Raw genomic sequence first — 21,817 nt, forward strand, 5'->3', positions numbered from 1 at the left:
CCGCACCACCGCACCGACCAACAGACCACCACCGACCGACAGACCACCGGGCCCACGCCCTGACACCTGGTCTCCAGCCGCACCGCCTGCACCCGACTCGACTTCCCCCGAGCCGGGCGCACCACGAGAAGGATCCCGACTCCACTTCCCCGGAGCCGGGCAGACCACTCGGGCGGCGCGGAGGGGGACCAGGTCCCAGGGCCAGCAGGAAACGGCGCCGAACCGGCGCTGGGACCACCACCCCACCACTTCACATCGCACCACCGACCACCGACCACCGACAGACCGCACCGCCACGACAGACCGGCACCACGGCATACGACAGGAAAGGAGCAAACGATGCAGCAGCGGCCCACCGCCGAGCGGCACACCCCCGTGCTGCGCGACCGCATCGTCGAGCTCCTCACCCCCGCGCTGCAGCGCGAGGGCTCGGTCTATGTCGACGGCACCCTCGGCATGGGCGGTCACACGGAGGCGATCCTCACCGCCTGCCCGCAGGCCACGGCGATCGGCATCGACCGGGACACCGAGGCGCTGACCCTGGCGGGCGAGCGCCTCGCCGGTTTCGGGGAGCGGTTCGTGCCGGTGCACGCGGTCTACGACGAGATCCCGGAGGCGCTGGCCGCCCGCGGGATCCGCGAGGCGCACGCGATCCTGTTCGACCTGGGCGTCTCCTCGCTGCAGCTCGACGAACCCGAGCGCGGCTTCGCCTACCGGATGGACGCGCCGCTGGACATGCGGATGGACCAGTCGACCGGACAGACGGCCGCGGACGTCCTCAACACCTACGACGTCCGCGAGCTCGAGGTCATCCTGCGCGACTTCGGCGAGGAGCGGTTCGCCCGCAAGATCGCCCGCGCCGTCGTCGCCGAGCGCGACAAGGAGCCGTTCACCACCTCCGGTCGCCTGGTCCAGCTGCTCCACGATGTCGTGCCGGCCGCCTCGCAGCGCTCGGGCGGGCACCCGGCCAAGCGGACCTTCCAGGCGCTGCGGATCGAGGTCAACGCCGAGCTGTCCGTCTGGGCCGACGCGCTGCCGGCCGCGCTCGACCTGCTGCCGGTCGGCGGCCGGATCGCGGTCCTGTCCTACCACTCCCTCGAGGACCGGATCACCAAGCGCGGCCTGGCGCTGGGCGCGACCAGCTCCGCCCCGCCGGACCTGCCCGTCGAGCTCCCCGAGCACCAGCCCTGGCTCAAGCTGCTCACCCGCGGCGCCGAGGTCGCGGGGGAGCAGGAGCGAGCCGACAACCCGCGGGCCGCCTCCGTGCGGCTGCGGGCAGCCGAACGCACGCGTTCCAATCCTCCCCAAAAACGCGGGAAACCCGATCCAAACCTCCCCAAAAAATGGGGGAAGACGACCCAGACCGCTCCGAAGAAGGGGGAAACCCGATGAGCCAGATGACCATCGCCCGCGCAACGCGGCCGGCACGGGCGCGCACCGCGCCGCAGCGGCCCACGCTGCGGGTCGTCGACGCCTCGCCCAAGGTGCAGAGCCACACAGGGTTCGTCGTCCTGTGTCTCGCCCTGGTCGTCGGCGGGCTGCTCAGCGCGCTGCTGCTCAACACGGCGCGGGCGGAGAGCTCCTTCACCCTCTCGGACCTGCGCGCCGAGCAGACGCGCCTGCACGACACCCGGATCACCCTGGAGGCCGAGCTGTCCCAGGCGCGCTCCCCGGAGACCCTCGCCACGGCCGCGACGGACCTGGGCCTGGTGCCCTCGCCGTCCACGGCCGTCCTGCGCCTGTCCGACAACCAGGTCCTCGGCGTGGCGGCCCAGGTGGACCCCACCGACAGCTTTACCGTGGTCACGCCGTTCGTGTCGCAGCTCGAGAGTGACGCCGAGCGCGTCGAGTCCGCCATCGCAGGAGCCGTCCAGGGAGGTTGAGGAGCGTGGCATCAGCCCGACGTCCCAGCACACCGGGTGTGGTGCACCCCCAGCGCCGGATGCGCTTCATGCTGTTCGGCATCCTGATCGTCTTCAGCCTGTTCGCCGCCCAGCTGGTCAAGCTGCAGGGCCTGGACGCTGCCAGCGTCTCGGCGGCCGCGATCGACCGGCGCCTGCACGAGGTCACGATCCCGGCCTCGCGCGGCGTGATCTATGACGCCAAGGGCGTGGCCCTGGCCGAGTCCGTGGAGCGCCGCAACATCACCGCCGACCCCACGGCCGTGGCGACCTACACCAAGCGGATCGACGGCGAGCGGGTCGAGGTGGGCTACGCCGGCGCGGCCGAGGACATCGCCGCCGTCACCGGCGCCGACCCCTCCCAGCTGGAGCAGACCCTGCAGGCCAGCCACGGCAAGCGCTGGACCTGGCTGCAGAAGGACGTCTCCCCACAGACCTGGCAGCAGGTCAAGGCCCTGGCCATCCCCGGGATCTACTCCGAGCCGTTCGTCAAGCGCGCCTACCCCCTCGGCGCCTCGATGGCCCCGCTCGTCGGCTGGGTCGGCTCCAGCGGCATGGCCGCCAACGGCGTGGAGCTCATGTTCGAGGAGATGCTGACCGGCGAGCCGGGGTCCACGACCTACGAGCTGGGCGGCCGCGGCGAGATCATCACCACCGGCACCAGCAGCAGCGTCCCGGCCGTGCCCGGCGAGGACGTGCACCTGACCATCGACAGCGACCTGCAGTGGTTCACCTACGACCGGGTCGCCGCCATGGTCCAGCAGGCCGGTGCGCTCTCCGGCTACGCCGTGGTGATGGACCCCAGGACCGGCGACATCCTTGCCGCCGCCAGCTACCCCTCGTTCGACCCCGCGGACGACCAGCAGACCTCCAAGTCCCTGCGCAACCCGCTCTTCGAGGACGTCTACGAGCCCGGCTCGACCTCTAAGGTGATCACGGCCGCGGCCGCGCTGGAGGAGGACATCGTCGACCTGGAGACGCCGTTCGTGCTGCCCAACCGGCTGCCGCGCGGCGGCACCCGGTTCAAGGACGCCCACGACCCGGACAACCCCTACGTCACCTTCGCGGGCGTGCTGGCCACCTCCTCCAACATGGGCACGATCATGTACGGCGAGAAGCTCCCCGACGAGGTGCTCTACGACTACATCAAGGACTTCGGGATGGGCCGCGAGGCGACCCTGGGCTTCCCCGGCCAGTCGGCCGGCCTCGTGCCGCACCCGGACACCTGGAGCGCGACGAGCAAGTACACGATGACCTTCGGTCAGGGCCTGTCCAGCACGATGCTGCAGCAGCTCGGCGTCTTCCAGACCGTCGCCAACGACGGCGTCTACGTCGAGCCGCGGCTGGTCAAGGGCACCGACGACGAGGACGGCACGTTCGTCGAGGAGCCCGAGGACACGGGGGAGCGGGTGATCTCCTCCGAGACGGCCCGGGAGCTCACCTCGATCCTGGAGTACGTCCCCAGCGCCGAGGGCACCGCGCCGCTGGCCGCCGTGGAGGGCTACCGCGTCGCCGGCAAGACCTCGACGGCCGACCGCTACGACCCGCAGCTGAAGAAGTACTCCGGCGTCACGGCCGGGTTCATCGGCTACGCGCCGGCCGACGACCCCGAGCTGGTCATCGCCGTGGCGATCCAGAAGCCGACCCGAGGCAAGTGGGGCGGCTCGCTGGCCGGCCCGGTCTTCTCCGAGGTGATGCGCTACGCCCTCACCACGCGCGGGGTGCAGCCGAGCACGACCACGCCGCCCGAGGTCCCCCTGGAGTACGACCCCGACGCACCGGCACCGGGCGAAGGTCCCGGTGTCACACTGGGCGACATCGCTGTCAAGGACGAAGGGACCCCCGAAAAGTGATCGAGCTGTCCCTCGGCGAGATCGCCGAGGCAACCGGCGGGCAGGTGCACCCGGCCGGGGCCGCGGACACGCGGGTGACCGCGACCGTCGTCACCGACTCCCGTGAGGTCGACCCCGGCAGCCTGTATGTCGCACGGCTGGGGGAGCACGCCGACGGTCACGCCTACGTCGGCGCGGCTGCGGAGCGGGGTGCCGTGGGCGCCCTGACCGACCGGGTCGTCACCGAGCTGCCCTGCGTCGTCGTGCCCGACACCACCAACGGCTTCGCCCGGCTCGGGCGCGAGGTCGTCGACCGCTGCACCGCCGCCGGCGGCCTGCAGATCGTGGGCATCACCGGCTCCTCGGGCAAGACCTCCACCAAGGACCTGGCCGCCCAGGTGATCAGCCGGCTCGGCCCGACGATCGCGCCGATCGCGTCCTACAACTCCGAGGTCGGCGTGCCGCTGACCGTGTGCCGGCTCACCGAGGAGACCGAGTTCCTGGTGGCCGAGATGGGCGCCTCCGGCGTCGGGCACATCGACTTCCTCACCGCCGTCGCCCCGCCGCGGATCGGCGTGGTGCTCAACGTCGGCACCGCGCACCTGGGCGAGTTCGGCAGCCGCGAGGCAATCGCGCACACCAAGGCCGAGCTGGTCCGGGCCCTGCCCGAGGACGGGCTGGCGGTCCTCAACGCCGACGACCCGGTCGTGCTGGCGATGGCCGAGCAGACCAGCGCCCGCGTGCTCTCGGTCGGGCTGTCCCCGGACGCCGACGTGCGGGCCGAGGACGTCGAGATCAACGTGCGCGGCCAGGCCTCCTTCCAGCTGTGCCTGCCCGGCGAGGCGCCGGTGCCGGTGGCCCTGCGCCTGCACGGCCCGCACCACGTCGGCAACGCCCTGGCCGTGGCCGCCGTCGCCCGGGAGCTGGGGATGCCGGCCGACCAGGTCGCCGAGGCCCTCGGTCAGGCCGGTGCGGTCAGCCGCTGGCGCATGGAGGTCCACGAGCGCCCCGACGGCGTGACGATCGTCAACGACGCCTACAACGCCAACCCCGACTCGATGCGCGCCGCCCTGCGCTCCCTGGCCGTCATGCGCGACGCCGGTGCGGCCGTCGCGGTGGTGGGGGAGATGCGCGAGCTGGGCGAGGACTCGGTGGCCGAGCACCGCGCGATCGGTGAGCTCGCCGCGGGCCTGGGCATCGACACCGTGGTCGCCGTCGGGGAGGGGGCCCGCCCCGTGGCCGACGGTTTCCGCGAGGCCGGCGGTCGGCATACCCATGAGTGTGCGGACACCGACGCCGCCCGGGAGCTGCTCGAGCAGATCCTGGCCCCCGGCGACGTCGCGCTGCTGAAGTCCAGCCGCGACTCCGGGCTGCGCTTCCTCGGCGACGCCCTCGTCGACCAGCCCGGCGAGGACCAGCGCCCGTGGTGACCATCGTCCTGGCGGCGGGCTACGCCATGGTGGTGGCCCTGCTCGGGACCCCGCTCTACATCAAGTTCCTGGTGCGCCGCGGCTACGGCCAGTTCATCCGCGACGACGGCCCGACCAGCCACCACACCAAGCGCGGCACCCCCACCATGGGCGGCGCGGTGATCCTGCTGGCGACGCTCATCGGCTACCTCGGCGCGCACGCCACCATGTGGTTGATCGACGCCACGGGACTGCGCGACTTCGGCGGCAGCTCGATGAGCATCAGCGGGCTGCTCGTGCTCTTCCTGATGGCCGGGCTGGGCCTGGTCGGGTTCGCCGACGACTACCTCAAGATCTCCAAGCAGCGCAGCCTGGGCCTGCGCTCCCACGAGAAGCTCATCGGGCAGACGCTCGTCGCGGTGGTCTTCGCCGTGCTGGCGCTGCAGTTCCCCGGCGACGCGTTCCGCACCCCGGCCAGCACCGCCATCAGCTTCGTGCGCGACCTGGACCTGGACTTCGCGGTGTTCGGCACCGTCGGCGGGCTGATCGCCTTCGTGCTCTGGGCCAACCTGATGATCGCCGGTGCCTCCAACGGGGTGAACCTCACCGACGGGCTGGACGGCCTGGCCACGGGTGCCTCGGTGATGGTGTTCGGCGGCTACGTGCTGATCGGCATCTGGCAGTTCAACCAGAACTGCCAGATCACCCCCGGCCCCAACTGCTACGACGTGCGTGACGCCCACGACCTGGCCGTCGTCGCCGCCTGCGTGGCCGGCTCCTGCTTCGGGTTCCTGTGGTGGAACGCCTCACCGGCCAAGATCTTCATGGGTGACACCGGCTCCCTGGCGCTGGGTGGGGCGCTGGCCGGGCTGGCGATCACCACGCACACCCAGCTGCTCATGGTCATCCTCGGCGGCCTGTTCGTCATCATCACGATGTCGGTGATCATCCAGGTCACCTCGTTCAAGCTGACCCGCAAACGGGTGTTCCGGATGGCGCCGCTGCAGCACCACTTCGAGCTGCTCGGGTGGCACGAGGTCACCATCGTGATCCGCTTCTGGATCGTGCAGGGCCTGTGCGTGGCGGCCGGCCTGGGCATCTTCTACGCCGAGTGGGTGGTGTCGCTGTGAGTGAGCGGGTGGCGGGGCTGACCTCCCGGGAGTCCGACTGGGCCGGGCTGCGCACGGTGGTGACCGGCCTGGGCGTCAGCGGCTTCGCCGCGGCCGACGCGCTGCTCGAGCGCGGGGCGCAGGTGATCGTGGTCGACGCGGGCAACGGCTCCCAGGACCAGGCCGAGCGGGCCCGCATCCTGGAGATCCTGGACGCGGACGTGCGCCTGGGTCCCGAGCACACCACCGCACTGCCGGAGTATGCCGAGGGGCCGGTCGACCTGGTCGTCACCTCGCCCGGCTGGCGCCCCGACCAACCGGTGCTGGCCGCGGCGGCGAGTGCCGGCATACCGGTCTGGGGGGAGGTCGAGCTGGCCTGGCGGATGCGGCCGGCGGCCGGGGCGGCGCCCTGGCTGACCGTCACCGGCACCAACGGCAAGACGACCACGGTGCAGATGCTCGCCTCGATCCTGCGGGCCGCGGGGCTGCGGACGATCGCCGCCGGCAACGTGGGCACGCCGATCCTCGAGGCGATCATGGACCCCGAGCCCTACGACGTGATCGCGGTCGAGCTGTCCAGCTTCCAGCTGCACTGGTCGGAGTCGGTCTCGGCGCTGGCCTCCTGCGTGCTCAATGTCGCGCCCGACCACCTGGACTGGCACGGCGGGCAGGACGCCTACGCCGCGGCCAAGGCCAGGATCTACGAGCACACCCAGGTGGCCTGCGTCTACAACCACGACGACCCGGCGACCGAGGCGATGGTGGCCGAGGCCGACGTCATCGAGGGCTGCCGGGCGATCGGCTTCACGCTGGGCACGCCGGGCCTGTCGATGCTCGGCGTCGTCGAGGACGTGCTGGCCGACCGGGCCTTCGTGGAGGAGCGCAAGACCTCCGCGGCCGAGCTGGCCACGCTGCGCGACCTGGCCGGTGGGGACCCGGCACACGCACCCGCGCCGCACCTGGTGGCCGACGCTCTCGCGGCGGCGGCACTGGCCAGGGCCTACGGCGTGCCGCCGGCGGCGGTGCACCAGGGGCTGCGCGCGTTCCGGCCCGACGTGCACCGGATCACCGACGTCGGCGAGATCGGCGGCGTCCGCTTCGTCAACGACTCCAAGGCGACCAACCCGCACGCCGCGCAGGCCTCGCTGCGGGCCTACGAGCACATCGTGTGGGTCGCCGGGGGACAGCTGAAGGGCGCCGACGTCGACGAGCTGGTCGCCGGGGCCGCCGGCCGGCTGCGCGGCGCGGTGCTGCTCGGGCAGGACCGGGCGCAGATCGCGGCGGCACTGACCCGACACGCGCCGGAGATCCCCGTCGTGGAGGTCCCCACCGCCGACACTGGTGATGTGACTGCTGTGATGGATGAGGCGATCGAGGCCGCCCTGAGCCTGGCGGAGCCGGGCGACGTGGTCCTGCTCGCCCCCGCCGCGGCGTCCCTGGACATGTTCGACAACTACGGGGCCCGGGGCGACGCCTTCACGCAGGCGGTGCGGCGGAGGGCCGGCGGGGAGGACCGATGACCACCTGGCCGGTCCGCCGCGAGGAGGGCGGCCGGGAGTCGGTGGTCGCCGGCATCGGCGAGCGGCTGAAGTCGCCCGTGGCGCCCTACTACCTGCTGCTCGGCGCGACCACGCTGCTGGTCTCGATCGGCCTGGTCATGGTGCTCTCGGCCAGCAGCGTCAGCTCCTACCAGAAGGACGGCAGCTCCTACACCGTCTTCCTCAACCAGCTGATGTTCGCCAGCATGGGCATCGTGCTGTGCTACGTCGCCAGCCGGGTGCCGATCAAGGCGTGGAAGTGGCTGGCGCCCTGGGGGATGCTGCTGGCCATCGGCCTGCAGGCGCTGGTGTTCAGCCCGCTGGGCACCGACTTCCAGGGCAACCGCAACTGGATCCGCGTCCTCGGCTTCTCGATCCAGCCCTCGGAGTTCGGCAAGGTCGCCCTCGTCGTCTTCGGCGCCGCCGTGCTCACCAGGAAGCGCCGGGTGCTGGGCCGGATCAGCCACGTGCTGGTGCCGTTCGTGATCCCCGGGGCCGCCGTGCTCATCGGCCTGGTGCTGGCCGGGCACGACCTGGGCACCGTGCTGATCCTGGTGGCGATCACCGGCGGCATGATGTTCGGCGCGGGGGTGCAGGCCCGCTACTTCGTGGTGGTCGCCGCGCTGGCCGCCGCCGGGGCGGGCTACATGGCCGTCGGCAGCGCCAACCGGATGGAGCGCATCCAGGCCTGGATCGGCGACATCTGCGTCAACCCCGACGTGCAGGGCTGCTTCCAGAAGGTCCACGCCGAGTATGCGCTGGCCGACGGCGGCTGGTGGGGTCTGGGCCTGGGCGGCTCCCGCGAGAAGTGGGGCCTGCTGCCCGAGCCGCACAACGACTTCATCCTGGCGATCATCGGCGAGGAGCTCGGGCTGCCGGGCACGCTCACCGTGATGCTGCTGTTCGTGGTGATCGCCTACGCCTGCTACCGCATCGTGGTGACCAGCAAGGACTTCTTCGTGCGGATCGCCGCCTGCGGCATCATGGTCTGGCTCGTCGCCCAGGCGATGCTCAACATCGGCTCGGTCATCGGGATGCTCCCGATCATCGGCGTGCCGCTGCCCCTGGTCTCCTCCGGCGGCTCGGCCCTGGTGGCGGCGCTGATCGGCATGGGGATCCTGCTCGCCCTGGCCCGCTCGCTGCCCGGCGCGAGCGCCGCGCTGCGGGGCCGGCCCTCCCTGCTGCGGCGTACCCTGGCAGTGGTGCCGGCCCCCCGGCTCCGGCGACGCTGATCGGAGCTGCCCATGAACACCCCATCCAGCTCGGGCACTCCGCCCGAGCCTGCTGAGACCCCGCTGTCGGTCGTCCTCGCCGGCGGCGGTTCCGCGGGGCACGTCAACCCGCTGCTGGCGACCGCTGACGCGCTGCGCGAGCTGGTGCCGGGCGTGCGGATCGTGGCGATCGGCACCGCCGAGGGCCTGGAGTCCCGGCTGGTCCCCGAACGCGGCTACGACCTGCAGACGGTGCCCCGGACGCCCTTCCCGCGGCGCCCGGACGCGGCCGCGCTGCGCTTCCCGCTGTCGATGCGGCGCGCGACCACCCGCGCCGCGAAGATCATCCGCGACGCGGGCGCCGACGTGGTCGTCGGCTTCGGTGGTTACGTCGCCACCCCGGCCTACCTGGCCGCCCGCCGCACCCACACGCCGATCGTCATCCACGAGCAGAACGCCCGTCCCGGGCTCGCCAACCGGCTCGGGGCCCGGTTCACCGAGCACGTCACTACGACGTTCGCCAGCACCCCGCTGCGCGGCGCGGAGGTGATCGGGATGCCGATGCGGGCCGAGATCGCCGACCTGGACCGAGCGGCATACCGGGCCGAGGGGCTGGCCCACTTCGGGCTGCGCGAGGACCGCACCACCCTGCTGGTCTTCGGGGGGTCCCTGGGCGCCCAGCGGCTCAACCAGGCGTTCGGCGAGGCGGCGGGCGACCTGCACGCGGCCGGGGTGCAGGTGCTGCACCTGACCGGCGGCGGCAAGTCCGTGGACCTGGAGCGGGCGGGCGACCCGGAGTGCCCCTACGTCGCGGTCGAGTACACCGACCGGATGGACCTGGCCTACTCGGTCGCCGACCTGGCCGTATGCCGTGCTGGCGCCGGCACGGTCTGTGAGCTCACCGCGGTGGGTCTGCCGGCGATCTATGTCCCGCTGCCGATCGGCAACGGGGAGCAGCGGCTCAACGCCCAGGACGTGGTGGCCGCCGGGGGCGGGCTGCTGGTCGACGACGCAAGCGTCAGTGCCCCGTGGGTGCGCGAGACCGTGCTGCCGCTGCTGGCCGACCGGGACCGGCTGGCCCTGATGGCCGACGAGGCCGCCGTCGTGGGCAACCGGGACGCGGCCGAGGTGCTGGCCCGGATGGTCGTCGCGGCGGCCTGGAGAGCACCGGCATGACGGCGGGGGTCAACGACCGCTTCGACTTCACCGCCCCGGTGCCCCCGGTGGCCGACCTCGGACCGGTCCACTTCATCGCGATCGGCGGCTCGGGCATGTCCGGGGTCGCGCGGATGTTCCTGGCGGCCGGCGTGCCCGTGTCGGGCTCGGACGCCCGCGACAGCGCGACGCTGCGGGCCCTTGAGGCCGAGGGCGCCAGGGTGTTCGTCGGGCAGGACGCCGCCAACGTGGGGCCCGAGGTGGAGACCGTGGTGATCTCCTCGGCTATCCGGGAGAGCAACCCGGAGCTGGCCGCCGCCCGGGAGCGGGGCCTGAGGGTGCTGCACCGCGCCCAGGGCATCGCCGCGCTGCTGCCCGGCCGCTCCGCGGTGGCCGTGGCCGGGGCGAACGGCAAGACGACGACCAGCGGCATGCTGACCGTCGCGCTGCAGCACTCCGGCGCCGACCCGTCCTACGTCCTCGGCTCGCCGCTGACGACGCCGGACGGCCACGGCACGAACGCCGCGCCGGGCACCGGGCCGTTCGTCATCGAGGCCGACGAGAGCGACGGCTCGTTCCTGACCTACCACCCCGACGTGGCGGTCGTGACCAACATCAAGCCCGACCACCTGGACTTCTACGGCGACCTGGCGACCATCGAGGCGACGTTCACCCGGTTCGCCGCCACCATCGCCGAGGGCGGCCTCCTGGTGGCCGCGGCGGACGACCGCGGTGCGGCGACCCTGGCCGCGGCCCACCACGAGGCCGGGGGAGCGGTCGCGACCTTCGGCACCGACGAGAGCGCCGACGTGTGGCTGACCGAGCTGCGGCCCGACGCGATGACCGCGACCGCCCACCTCACCTGGCAGCGCGACCTCGCCGAGATCCCTGCCGGCACGACGCGGACGCTGTCGGTGCCGTTGCCGGGGGCGCACAACCTGGCCAACGCGGCGGCGGCGCTGGTGGCCGCGACGGCCGGGCTGGGGCAGGATCTGGACGCCGTCCTGGCGGGCCTGGCGGCCTACCCGGGCACCCACCGCCGGTTCGAGCGGGTGGGGGAGGCGGCCGGCGTGCTGGTCGTCGACGACTACGCCCACAACCCCGACAAGGTGGCCGCCGTGGTGCGGGCCGGGCGGGGTCTGGTGGACAGCGACGGTGGCCGTCTGGTCGTGGTCTTCCAGCCGCACCTGTACTCCCGCACCCGGGACTTCGCGAGCGACTTCGCCGCCGGGCTGTCCGCGGCCGACGTCGTGGTGCTGCTGGACGTCTACGCGGCCCGGGAGGACCCGCTCGAGGGGGTCTCCGGCGCGACGATCGCCGACCTGGTGAACGGCCCGCAGGTGCACTACGTGTCCGACCGGGACGCCGTGGTCCCGACCGTCGCGGACCTGGTGGAGCAGGGTGACCTGGTGCTGACCGTGGGCGCCGGTGACGTCACCGAGCTGGGAGGCCCGCTGCTGGAGCAGCTGGCGGAGAGGGAGCGCGCGTGAGGCTGGGCAGGAAGCAGAACCTCAACCAGACATCGAGGTCTGCGAACAGCTGGACGAGCACGCAGCAGCAGGAGGAGAGCAGGTCGCGGCGCCAGTCCGGCACCTATCGCTGGGGGCGCCGCAAGGGGCAGCCCAAGCCGCACCCGAGGCTGCGCCAGCGGGCGGCTGAGATCCGGCGCCGTCCGTGGCGCGTCGTGGGCGTGCTGGCTCTCGTGCTCGCTCTGGTCGCGGGCGTGGTCTATCTGTTCGGCTTCTCCAGCGCGTTCGAGGTCGAGAAGGTCACGGTCGCCGGTGCCAAGGGGCACATCGCCGAGGTGGCGCAGGAGACGGCGGAGGTGAACCTGGGACGACCGCTGGCGCGGGTGAACGCTTCCACGTTGGAGCAGCGGATCCTGGAGGACCTGCGGGTGGCGAGCGTCGAGATCCACCGTGACTGGCCGTCCGGTCTCACCCTCGACCTGACGTTGCGCAAGACGGCCCTGGCGGTGAAGCAGAGCGGCACCTCCGGGGTCCTGCTGGTCGATGACCAGGGCGTGGTCTTCAACAACATCGCCAAGGCACCCAAGGGCGCCCCGACCGCGCAGGTGATGATCCGCGGCGACGAGCTGGACCCCGCCGACCTCGTGGCCCTGCAGACCCTGCCCGACTCACTGCCGAAGGCTGTGGCCAAGCAGGCCGGTGACCTCACGCTCACCCGGCAGGGGGACATCAAGTTCACCATCGGCAACATCGAGGTCGTCTGGGGTGACGGGAGCAACGCCGCGCTCAAGGGCAGGGTGCTGGAGGCGCTGCTCGCGCAGGAGGGGCTGGACCCGAAGGCCGACGTGCCGGCCACCGGGCCGATGATGATCGACGTGGCGACACCGACCACCCCCGTGGTGACCGGCCTCGTCACCGAGGAGCCCACGAGCTGAGTCGACTCGCCACTTCCCGGGCCTCCCCAGAGGGTGTTCAGCGGGGTCAACCTCAACTTCAGGTGCAGCGGGCTGCGCGTGCTCGGGGCGACAACGTATGCTCGCTCGGAAGCACCGCGTGTATGTACACCATCACTACATGGCGTGCTCGCTCGGAACGCCGTCCGCCTGTGTGCGGTGGCCGTCCCGGGCTAGGCCGTAGCAGGACTCCTTAAGGAAGGTTCCACCCGTGTCCTCAGCGCAGAACTACCTGGCCGTCATCAAGGTCGTCGGCATCGGCGGCGGTGGTGTCAACGCCATCAACCGGATGATCGAGGTCGGCCTCAAGGGGGTCGAGTTCATCGCCATCAACACCGACGCCCAGGCGCTGCTGATGAGTGATGCCGACGTCAAGCTCGACGTGGGCCGCGAGCTCACCCGCGGCCTCGGCGCCGGGGCTGATCCGGAGGTGGGCCGCAAGGCCGCCGAGGACCACGCGGAGGAGATCGAGGAGGCCCTACGCGGCGCCGACATGGTGTTCGTGACCGCCGGCGAGGGTGGTGGCACCGGCACCGGTGGCGCCCCGGTCGTGGCCAAGATCGCCAAGTCCCTCGGCGCGCTGACCATTGGTGTGGTCACCCGCCCGTTCACCTTCGAGGGCCGCCGTCGCGCCAACCAGGCCGAGACCGGCATCGGCAGCCTCCGCGAGGAGGTCGACACCCTGATCGTCATCCCCAACGACCGGCTGCTGTCCATCTCCGACCGCCAGGTCTCCATGCTGGACGCGTTCCGCAGCGCCGACCAGGTGCTGCTCTCCGGTGTCCAGGGCATCACCGACCTGATCACCACCCCGGGTCTGATCAACCTCGACTTCGCCGACGTGAAGTCGGTCATGCAGGGCGCCGGCTCCGCGCTCATGGGCATCGGCTCGGCGCGTGGTGAGGACCGCGCGGTCCAGGCCGCCGAGCTGGCGATCTCGAGCCCGCTGCTGGAGGCGTCCATCGAGGGCGCTCACGGTGTGCTGCTGTCGGTGCAGGGTGGCTCCGACCTCGGTCTGTTCGAGATCAACGAGGCGGCCCGCCTGGTGCAGGAGGCCGCGCACCCGGAGGCCAACATCATCTTCGGTGCTGTCATCGACGACTCCCTGGGTGACGAGGTCCGCGTGACCGTCATCGCGGCCGGCTTCGATGGGGGAGCGCCCATCCAGCGCAGCGACGACCGTGCCCTCGGGCAGGTGCAGGCCGGTGGCACGAATCGTCCTCCTGCGCAGCAGGTCCAGCACCAGCAGGCCCAGCCGCAGCAGCGTCAGCCGATGTCCCCGCAGCAGGGTCAGCCGGCCCGCGCACCGCAGCAGGCGCCGGTCCAGGGCCAGCCGCAGCAGCGCCCCGCGCAGGCGCCTCAGGGGCAGCCCCAGCAGGCTCCGGCCCCGCAGGGCCAGCCGCGTCCGCAGGGCCAGCCCGTGCCGCACGCGCAGCAGCCTCCGCGCCAGCCCCAGCCGGTCACCTTCGACGACTCCGACGACCTGGACGTGCCCGACTTCCTGAAGTGACTTCAGCCACCTCTAGGACTCGGAAAGTACGGGTATAGTCGAGGTAAAGCGCCAGCAACAAGCCTGAGCCCCAGCCAGATTGGCTGGGGCTCTTGCTTTGTGAGGTTTCTGGTGTCAGGATCCTCCCAGGCCCCACACCCCTAGGAGTCAGCATGGCCACTCAGTCGAGCCCAGATCACCCCTGCTTTGAGTCTGACCGCGGAGCCGTCGCTTCGGAGTATGCCCTGCTCGCAGGCCTGATCGCGGTCGTCATCGCCGGCGCCGTCGGGGTGTTCGGCCTGCAGGTTCTTGACCTCTTCCAGGTGGCTGTCGACCGCTGGCCGTGACCTCGCAGTGTCCGCGCGGTGAAGTAAAGGCAAAGTAAAGGACCGTTATCCAAATGTTATAGAAGCCACTTGCGCATCGGCCCAAAGCCTGTCACAGTCTTCTCAGGTTCCAGTGAGTCACCCGGGACCAACACCCCGGTCGGGAACCTCCCGACTACCCCACTCAGGCGTCACTCACGACGCACATCCTTCTGAAAGAGGAGTAATCCCATGGCTGCTCTGGCCTACTTCGTCACCACCCTCCGCGCCAAGTTCGAGGACAGCGAGAAGGGTGCCACCGCCGTCGAGTACGGCCTGATGGTCGCCCTCATCGCCGTTGCCATCATCGGCACCGTTACGGCGCTGGGTGGCCAGCTCAACGCGCTCTTCACGGAGATCACGGCGGCACTCTGACCGCACGTTTGTCGAGGTGGCGTGGTGGTCGTTTGGCCGCCACGCCACCTCAGCGGTGGTCGACGAAGTGTTCGCGATCGCGTGAATGGCTCAACTACGAATTTGAGGCGGTGTGATGGGCATCCAGGGTCAGAGTGACCGAGGTGCAGCTGCAGTGGAATTTGCACTGGTGGCCATGCTGCTCCTCACGATTCTCTTCGGCATCTTCGAGGGTGGCCGGCTCTGGATGATCCAGGGGGCACTCTCCCAGGCGGCCCGCGAGGGGGCCCGCGAGATGGCCATCCACGACGATCAAGCGGCGGCGAACGGCGTGATCACGTCCCGTGCCGCCGACCTCGGCGTCACCATCACACCGAATGTAACGCCCAGCTCGTGCACCCCGGGTGTCACGGTCCGGGCCGAAGCCAGTGCCGACGTCGGCAGCCTGACCGGGTTTATCGACCCGCTGTTCGGGGCTGACGGAACGATCACCCTGATGGGGAAGGCAGAAATGCGATGCGGCGGTTAACAAAGGATCTGCGCGGTAGTGGCGCCGAACGCGGGGCAACAGCAATCCTGGCTGCGCTCCTGATGACTGCGCTCCTGGGTGCCGCGGGGCTCGCGATCGACCTTGGAGCGTCCTATGCCAAGCATTCGGAACTCCAGAACGGAGCGGATGCCGCTGCTCTAGCGTTGGCACAGGAGTACGCGATGGACGGCTGCACGCCCAACAGTGGCATGGCCACATCGTGGGTACAACAAAACGTCAACAACGACATTGCCGGGGCGTCCGCAATCGCCACTTGTCCTGCCGCGAACCAGGTCAAGGTCGTCGCCGACGGCCAGCAGGAACACTGGTTCATGCCTGTACTAGGCAAGGACAGCAGTGACATCACAGCGGATGCCACCGTCGAGTGGGGCGTGCCCTCGGTGCTACTCACGACACCCCTCACGATCTCAAACTGCGCGTTCATCGGGCCGGATGGAGGCGAGCCCACTCTCGGCGACCAGCTCGTCATCTGGTTCCCGAATCCCGCCGGCACCAGTGACGGAACGGACGCACCGGGAGACTGCACCTGGCACGGGGACTACCCCCCTGGTGGGTTCGGCGTCCTGGCACATGACGACTGCGCAGTGACAGTAATCGAGCCCAGTGAAGTTGCTTCAGGCCCGGGGTCGTCGCAGCTGGATCCCTGCTTTGAGGACCTGATTGGCACCACCCAGCTTGTCCCGCTGTTCACCGAGTCAACGTGTTGTGGCTCTGGCTCTACCTACACCATCACGCGCTTCGCGGCGATTGAACTTGACCTCATTAGTTTCACGAGTAAGCAATATGGTTCCGGCATCTGCACAGGAACCGTGCCGCCGTGGACTCACAACAATGGGAAGAACTGTCTCGTCGGGGAGTTCGTGGAGTTCGTTTCGCTGGAAGATGCCTATGCCGAGGGAGATCTCGCTCTCCCCGGTTCCGATGACACCGTAATCATCATCCGACTGATTGACTGAGAGTCACCATGATTCGTCGAATTATCGCCGCCTTCGCGGCCCTCATCCTCGCCGCTGTCGGCATCTTCCTCGTGATGTCTTATGCAAGTACCGCCGACGAGCGTGCGATGGCCGACCTCGAGACCGTGGACACCCTGGTGGCGACTGCACCGATCCCTGAGGGGACTCCGTCAGATCAGCTCGGGGATCTCGTGAAACTACAGCCGGTGCCGGCCAAGTTCCTCGTCGATGACGCCGTTGACGATGTGGACGACCTCGAAGGTGAGCTCCTCACCACGTCCCTCGTTGCCGGCGAGCAGTTGACGAATGCACGGTTTGCGACCGCTGAGGAGATCCGCGCTCGCGCGGACTTCGAGTTGCCTGACGAGGCCAAGGACCTGCACCAGGTCACGATTCCGTTAGAGACACCGAGGGCCCTCGGGGGCAACATCGCACCGGGGGACACAGTGGGCGTCTTCATCTCGGTCGAGCCGAAGGATGACCCATCGGACGAAGAGGAGTCGTCAAAGGACGAGTTGTCCGATGAACAACCCAGCGACAAGCCGGAAGACCAGCAGGACGGCTCTCTGCTAGAGGGGGGCATCATCGGCGGTGCTCCCAGCATGACCCACCTCGAGCTGCACAAGGTGCTGGTCGTCGATGTGACTGGAAGCCGTGTGGAGATGCCTGAGGCCCCTCCGAGCGCCGACTCGGGCAGTGAGGGTCTGGACGGCGCAACAGGCGGACAGGAGCAGACAGACTCCACTCAGGTTGCACGCGAGGTTCTCCTCGTGACGCTTGCACTCGAGGCGCCACAGGCCGAGAAGCTGGTCTATGGGATGGAGTTCGGCACGATCTGGCTCTCCATGGAGCCTGAGGGGGCTAGCGAGGAGAACACCAGGATCGTGGTCACAACAGTGCCGCGCTTGGCCAGTGAGATCCGGGACATCTACGAAGAGATCCAGGAAGCAGCCGAATGAGTTCCGTGATCCTCGCCAGTGCCTCGACCGATCTGGCTCGGCGGGTCCGTCTGGCCTCTGGCGACAATCTCTTCGTGCTGACCCCTGAGCAGGTGCCGACAGGCCCCGCCCAACTGCTGGGGCTGAGTAACGGCACTGGACCAGTCCAGGCAGTCATGCTCGACGTCACTGGAGACGGTTCACAGGACAGTTCCCTCGGCCTCGCCGAGCGGTTCAAGGAGCAGTTTCCACACGTGGCAGTGCTCTTGGTCACTGACAAGCCGGCTGAGCTTGGACTCCCTGCACTCCGTGCTGGTGTCCGCGATCTCATCGAGCCAGAACTGCCGATCAACGAGTTGCGTTGGGTCATCCGCCGCGCGATCGAAACCAGTGCGGCGGGGATGGGTGGTAGTGCAGCGAACGATCCAGATCCCGTCGGACGCGTCATCACGGTCGCATCCCCCAAAGGCGGAGTCGGCAAGACGACGCTGGCCACAAACCTGGCTGTCGGGCTGGCGCACCAGTCGCCACAAGGCACCGTGCTCGTGGATCTCGATATTCAGTTCGGTGATGTGGCAGCGGCCCTGGATCTTGACCCTGCATACACGCTGGCAGACGTGGTCCACGGCTCCGGGCTGCGAGATGTCACTGCATTGAAAACCTTGCTGACGAAACACCGCACGGGCCTACATGTGCTGAGCGGGGTGAAGTCGCCTGTCGAGGCGGACGACATCACGGCGCAGCATGTGGCAACGATCATCGGTCTGCTCAAGTCCGAGTTCCGCTACGTCGTCATCGATACAGCCCCAGGCATGGGCTCACACACTCTCGCTGCACTGGACCACACGACCGATCTCGTGCTCGTCGCGAGTCTGGACGTGCCCAGCGTGCGGGGTCTTCGCAAGGAGCTGCAACTGCTCGACGAACTCGAGCTGCCACCTGCGACGCGACACATTGCCGTCAATATGGTGGACCGCTCCGGGGGTCTGTCCCTCGCTGATGTCGAGGCCACGATCGAGCGCAAGGTGGATTTCGCGATCCCCAGGTCGCCCAAAGTGATTGCCTCGACCAACCGAGGGCGCCCCCTCCTGGAGGATCAGGCACGCGACAAGATCAGCAGGGACCTGGAGCAGTTGGTCGGCAGATTCAGCCCAATCGCAGTACGCAAGTCAACGCTGTCCTGGACCTCTCGACACAGGGGAGCGGCATCGTGAACCTCTCCCAAAGGCTCGCTAGTGCCAAGCACCGCGAGGGCATCAGCGGCACGCACGAAGCGGTAGGGATGACTGTCTCGCACATTGAGTCGCCGGTCTCTGGGATCGCGAGCGACCATGTTGCGCTGGCGGATGTGTCGGGCTCACCCGAGCCCGCTGACTCCCTGAGGGCGGCCGCGAGCGAGACACTGGTCACCGAGCCAACTGTGCGGTCTACCGACTCGCTGGCCCGGCTCAAAGCCGAGGCCCGAGAGCAACTCTTCGCGCGGCTGGGCAACAGGCTCAGTGACACGTCACTGGACGAGACCCAATTGCATGAATTGGTCCGCAAGGAGCTCATTCAGCTCGTCCAGGTGACCGAGACTCCGCTGAAGTCGGAGGAACGACGTCGTTTGATCCGCGAGGTGACTGACGATGTGCTGGGCTATGGCCCGCTTCAGGCGCTGCTCGATGACGACTCCATCACAGAAATCATGGTGAACGGCCCCGACAACGTCTTTGTGGAGCGAACCGGTCGCCTTACAAGATCGGAGGTGCATTTCGCCTCGGAGGAGCACCTCCGCCGGGTGATCGAGCGCATCGTCAGTCGGGTCGGTCGCCGGATCGACGAGTCCTCGCCGCTGGTCGATGCCCGACTCGAGGACGGCTCCCGCGTCAATGCCATTATCCCTCCGCTCGCGTTCAGCGGCTCGAGCCTGACCATCCGCAAGTTCGGCAAGGTGCCGCTCCGGGTGGAGGACCTCGTCGCGAGGGACAGCCTGACACCCGCCATGGTGGAGCTGCTCCGCGCCTGTGTGCAGGCGAAACTCAACATTCTGGTCTCCGGCGGAACGGGCACCGGTAAGACGACCATGCTCAACGTGCTCTCCTCCTTCATCCCCAGTGATGAGCGCATCGTCACGATCGAGGATGCCGTTGAACTCCAGCTCCAACAGGACCACCTCGTCCGGCTGGAGGCCCGCCCCCGCAACATCGAGGGCCGCGGAGAGATCACGATCCGGGATCTGGTCCGCAACTCCCTCCGCATGCGCCCCGACCGAATCATCGTTGGGGAGGTCCGCGGCGGCGAGAGTCTGGACATGCTGCAGGCGATGAACACGGGCCACGACGGGTCCCTGTCCACCCTGCACGCCAACACTCCTCGTGATGCGATCTCACGACTGGAGACGATGGTCCTGATGGCGGGCATGGACCTGCCTCTGAGGGCGATCCGTGAGCAGATCGCCTCGGCAGTCGACGTGATCGTGCACCTCACCCGACTGCGGGACGGCACCAGGCGGGTCACGAATGTGACGGAGGTGCAGGGGATGGAGGGCGATATCGTCACGCTCCAGGATGCCTTTGCCTTTGACTACCACGCAGGGGTTGATCACACAGGCCGATTCCTCGGGACGACAAAGTCCACGGGCGTGCGCCCACAGTTTACTGAGCGGATCCTGGACCAGGGCATCGCGTTGCCCCACGAGGTGTTCGGGATTCCCGACCCCAGGGCAGTCCGGCGATGACTCCCATAGGCACGTTGGTGGCTGACCCCCACGTTGTGTTGTGGGCATCCGGTCTCTTGGTACTCGCGGTGATTGTCGCCGCCGCGGTCTTCCTGGTCCCTTCCAAGGCGATCCCGATCGAACGTCGCCGTCAGGGCGTGACGGCTGTGCCATCAGCGTTGACCAGGGCGACCGATGCGAGCACCGGTCTCATCGATCGGTTGCTTCGGAGCCGCGGACGCCTGGATTCAATGACCCATGCTCTGGACCTTGCGGGCATCAAGAGGTCGGTCCCGGAGTACATCGTCCTGGTTGGGGCAGTGGCCCTGGCCGCAGTGGCGGCGGGGTTCGTCCTCGGTGGACCTGTCATCGCCATCATGCTCGGCGGCCTGTCCGTCGGCGGGGCCGTCATGTTCGTGAGGTTCCGCGCTGACCGGCGTCGTTCCGGCTTCGCCGACCAGCTGGATGACCTGGTGCAGTTGCTGGGCAGCAACTTGCGGGCGGGACACAGCGTCCTGCAGGCGATGGACTCGGTCTCTCGTGAGTTGGAGGAGCCGGGCGGCAGCGAGATATCTCGGGTCGTCAATGAGGTGCGCGTTGGTCGGGACTTCGGCGAGGCTCTCGAGGCTACGGCGGAACGCATGTCGAGCGACGACTTTCGGTGGATCGCGCAAGCGATCGCCATCCAGCGCCAGGTGGGTGGCAACCTCGCTGAGGTGATGGACACGGTGGGTGACACCATCCGGGAACGCAACCAGATCCGCCGACAGGTGAAATCCCTATCGGCGGAAGGGAAACTCTCCGCGTATATCCTCCTTGGGTTGCCGTTCGTTGTGGTCCTAGCCCTCATGTTTCTGAATCCCACCTATCTGAGCGGACTCACGAGCGGACCCATCGGTTACATGATGATTTTGACCGCTCTTGTTCTCCTCGGTATCGGGGCGTTCTGGCTGAGTAAAGTCGTGAAGATCAAGTTCTGAGGATCTCGTGGACAATCTGAACACTCTCATTCTCATTGCAGCCGGTTGTGTCGCCATTGCTCTGCCGCTTCTGGCGTTCGCGTTTACCGCTCGACCAGGTGTTGCGCGTCAGCAGACGTTGCGCAACCTCAACCGCGGCATCCGCGCATCAGCCGCCGTTGATGGTCCCGAACTCACCGGGGGCGGGCTCATCGCTCTTGCCCGTTCGCTGACACCCATAGCTGCCATTCGATGGCTCGACACGTTACTCAGCAGGGCAGGACGACCGGCCGCCTGGCCGCTGGAACGTGTCATCGTCGCGAAACTTGTCCTGACAGCGAGCGGTATTGGCGCGGGTTTCCTCCTTGCTGCGACGAGTCCAGGTCCTCGTATGTTCGTGCTCGCGATCGCGTCAGCGACGATCGCGTGGGCGACTCCAGAGCTGCTCCTCTACAGCAGGGGACAAGAGCGCCGCCAGAAGATCCAGGAACAATTGCCTGACTCCATGGACCAACTGACAATCGCTGTTGAGGCAGGCCTGGGTTTCGAAGCCGCGCTTGCGCACGTCGCCAGGCAAACGACCGGCCCCCTTTCGGAGGAGCTGATCCGCACCCTCCAGGACATCCAGGTCGGCCGACCGCGCCAAGTCGCCTACGCAGACCTCGCGGAGCGCACCCAGGTCCAGGACCTTGGCCGGTTCGTCCGGGCGATCAATCAGGCCGAGACGAACGGCATCTCGATCGCTCGGGTGCTGAGCACACAGTCGCGGGAGATGCGAATTAAGCGTCGTCAGCGAGCAGAGGAAAAGGCCATGCAGATCCCGGTTAAGGTCATCTTCCCGCTGATCCTTTTCATCCTCCCCGTGCTATTCATTGTTGTCTTGGGTCCGGCAGTCATCAATATGATCGCCGCCTTCAGCTAAACCATCGAT

General features: G+C 68.8%; 20 protein-coding genes. All 20 read left to right on the plus strand.

Going from position 1 to position 21,817, the window contains the following annotated elements:
• The first annotated feature begins 339 nt into the window (after positions 1 to 339).
• The 20 genes from rsmH to DA085_RS18005 all read left to right on the plus strand — a co-directional run bounded on the left by rsmH (position 340) and on the right by DA085_RS18005 (position 21,808).
• Positions 340 to 1,392 carry a 16S rRNA (cytosine(1402)-N(4))-methyltransferase RsmH gene (rsmH, locus tag DA085_RS17910; RefSeq protein ID WP_109474360.1) on the plus strand — a complete coding sequence of 351 codons (1,053 nt, stop codon included), beginning with the start codon at positions 340 to 342 and terminating at the stop codon, positions 1,390 to 1,392.
• The gene (gene ftsL, locus DA085_RS17915; RefSeq protein WP_154402248.1) at positions 1,389 to 1,883 is read left to right on the plus strand and encodes a cell division protein FtsL; all 495 of its coding nucleotides are present in this window, start codon (positions 1,389 to 1,391) and stop codon (positions 1,881 to 1,883) included. The genes rsmH and ftsL overlap by 4 nt, the downstream gene beginning before the upstream one ends.
• Before the next feature lie 5 nt (positions 1,884 to 1,888).
• A complete protein-coding gene (locus DA085_RS17920) occupies positions 1,889 to 3,754 on the plus strand; it encodes a peptidoglycan D,D-transpeptidase FtsI family protein (RefSeq protein WP_154402249.1) in 1,866 nt (621 codons plus the stop codon).
• Entirely contained in the window at positions 3,751 to 5,163 is a 1,413-nt protein-coding gene (locus DA085_RS17925; RefSeq protein ID WP_109474363.1) for a UDP-N-acetylmuramoyl-tripeptide--D-alanyl-D-alanine ligase, read from the plus strand. The genes DA085_RS17920 and DA085_RS17925 overlap by 4 nt, the downstream gene beginning before the upstream one ends.
• Complete coding sequence (gene mraY / locus DA085_RS17930) at positions 5,157 to 6,272, plus strand: phospho-N-acetylmuramoyl-pentapeptide-transferase (RefSeq protein ID WP_109474364.1); 1,116 nt, start codon at positions 5,157 to 5,159, stop codon at positions 6,270 to 6,272. Before DA085_RS17925 ends, mraY begins: the two co-directional genes overlap by 7 nt.
• Positions 6,269 to 7,771 carry a UDP-N-acetylmuramoyl-L-alanine--D-glutamate ligase gene (murD, locus tag DA085_RS17935; protein WP_109474365.1) on the plus strand — a complete coding sequence of 501 codons (1,503 nt, stop codon included), beginning with the start codon at positions 6,269 to 6,271 and terminating at the stop codon, positions 7,769 to 7,771. Before mraY ends, murD begins: the two co-directional genes overlap by 4 nt.
• Positions 7,768 to 9,021 carry a putative lipid II flippase FtsW gene (gene ftsW, locus DA085_RS17940; protein ID WP_109474366.1) on the plus strand — a complete coding sequence of 418 codons (1,254 nt, stop codon included), beginning with the start codon at positions 7,768 to 7,770 and terminating at the stop codon, positions 9,019 to 9,021. Before murD ends, ftsW begins: the two co-directional genes overlap by 4 nt.
• Before the next feature lie 12 nt (positions 9,022 to 9,033).
• Positions 9,034 to 10,176, plus strand: a complete 1,143-nt coding sequence (murG, locus tag DA085_RS17945) for an undecaprenyldiphospho-muramoylpentapeptide beta-N-acetylglucosaminyltransferase (protein ID WP_109474367.1) — start codon at positions 9,034 to 9,036, stop codon at positions 10,174 to 10,176.
• Positions 10,173 to 11,645, plus strand: coding sequence for a UDP-N-acetylmuramate--L-alanine ligase (murC, locus tag DA085_RS17950; protein ID WP_109474368.1), 1,473 nt, complete (start codon positions 10,173 to 10,175; stop codon positions 11,643 to 11,645). The genes murG and murC overlap by 4 nt, the downstream gene beginning before the upstream one ends.
• Positions 11,642 to 12,559: a cell division protein FtsQ/DivIB gene (locus DA085_RS17955; RefSeq protein WP_109474369.1), complete on the plus strand. Its 918-nt coding sequence runs from the start codon at positions 11,642 to 11,644 to the stop codon at positions 12,557 to 12,559. The genes murC and DA085_RS17955 overlap by 4 nt, the downstream gene beginning before the upstream one ends.
• A gap of 229 nt (positions 12,560 to 12,788) precedes the next feature.
• Complete coding sequence (ftsZ, locus tag DA085_RS17960) at positions 12,789 to 14,087, plus strand: cell division protein FtsZ (RefSeq protein ID WP_109474370.1); 1,299 nt, start codon at positions 12,789 to 12,791, stop codon at positions 14,085 to 14,087.
• Positions 14,088 to 14,239: 152 nt separating this feature from the next.
• A complete protein-coding gene (locus tag DA085_RS17965) occupies positions 14,240 to 14,413 on the plus strand; it encodes a Flp family type IVb pilin (protein WP_109474371.1) in 174 nt (57 codons plus the stop codon).
• A gap of 210 nt (positions 14,414 to 14,623) precedes the next feature.
• On the plus strand, positions 14,624 to 14,806 hold the full coding sequence (locus DA085_RS17970; protein ID WP_109474372.1) for a Flp family type IVb pilin: 183 nt from the start codon (positions 14,624 to 14,626) through the stop codon (positions 14,804 to 14,806).
• A 115-nt stretch (positions 14,807 to 14,921) separates the two neighbouring features.
• A complete protein-coding gene (locus DA085_RS17975; RefSeq protein ID WP_109474406.1) occupies positions 14,922 to 15,314 on the plus strand; it encodes a TadE/TadG family type IV pilus assembly protein in 393 nt (130 codons plus the stop codon).
• On the plus strand, positions 15,302 to 16,291 hold the full coding sequence (locus DA085_RS17980; protein ID WP_109474373.1) for a pilus assembly protein TadG-related protein: 990 nt from the start codon (positions 15,302 to 15,304) through the stop codon (positions 16,289 to 16,291). The genes DA085_RS17975 and DA085_RS17980 overlap by 13 nt, the downstream gene beginning before the upstream one ends.
• An 8-nt stretch (positions 16,292 to 16,299) precedes the next feature.
• Positions 16,300 to 17,250, plus strand: a complete 951-nt coding sequence (gene cpaB / locus DA085_RS17985) for a Flp pilus assembly protein CpaB (protein ID WP_109474374.1) — start codon at positions 16,300 to 16,302, stop codon at positions 17,248 to 17,250.
• Positions 17,247 to 18,443, plus strand: coding sequence for a CpaE/TadZ family protein (locus DA085_RS17990; protein WP_109474375.1), 1,197 nt, complete (start codon positions 17,247 to 17,249; stop codon positions 18,441 to 18,443). The genes cpaB and DA085_RS17990 overlap by 4 nt, the downstream gene beginning before the upstream one ends.
• Positions 18,440 to 19,948 carry a TadA family conjugal transfer-associated ATPase gene (locus tag DA085_RS17995; protein ID WP_419866521.1) on the plus strand — a complete coding sequence of 503 codons (1,509 nt, stop codon included), beginning with the start codon at positions 18,440 to 18,442 and terminating at the stop codon, positions 19,946 to 19,948. Before DA085_RS17990 ends, DA085_RS17995 begins: the two co-directional genes overlap by 4 nt.
• Before the next feature lie 17 nt (positions 19,949 to 19,965).
• Positions 19,966 to 20,907, plus strand: coding sequence for a type II secretion system F family protein (locus DA085_RS18000; RefSeq protein WP_161958545.1), 942 nt, complete (start codon positions 19,966 to 19,968; stop codon positions 20,905 to 20,907).
• Positions 20,908 to 20,914: 7 nt separating this feature from the next.
• Complete coding sequence (locus DA085_RS18005) at positions 20,915 to 21,808, plus strand: type II secretion system F family protein (RefSeq protein WP_237565595.1); 894 nt, start codon at positions 20,915 to 20,917, stop codon at positions 21,806 to 21,808.
• The last annotated feature ends 9 nt before the right edge of the window (positions 21,809 to 21,817 follow it).

It is taken from the genome of Ornithinimicrobium cavernae, assembly GCF_003121625.1.
Taxonomy (GTDB): Bacteria; Actinomycetota; Actinomycetes; order Actinomycetales; family Dermatophilaceae; genus Ornithinicoccus; species Ornithinicoccus cavernae.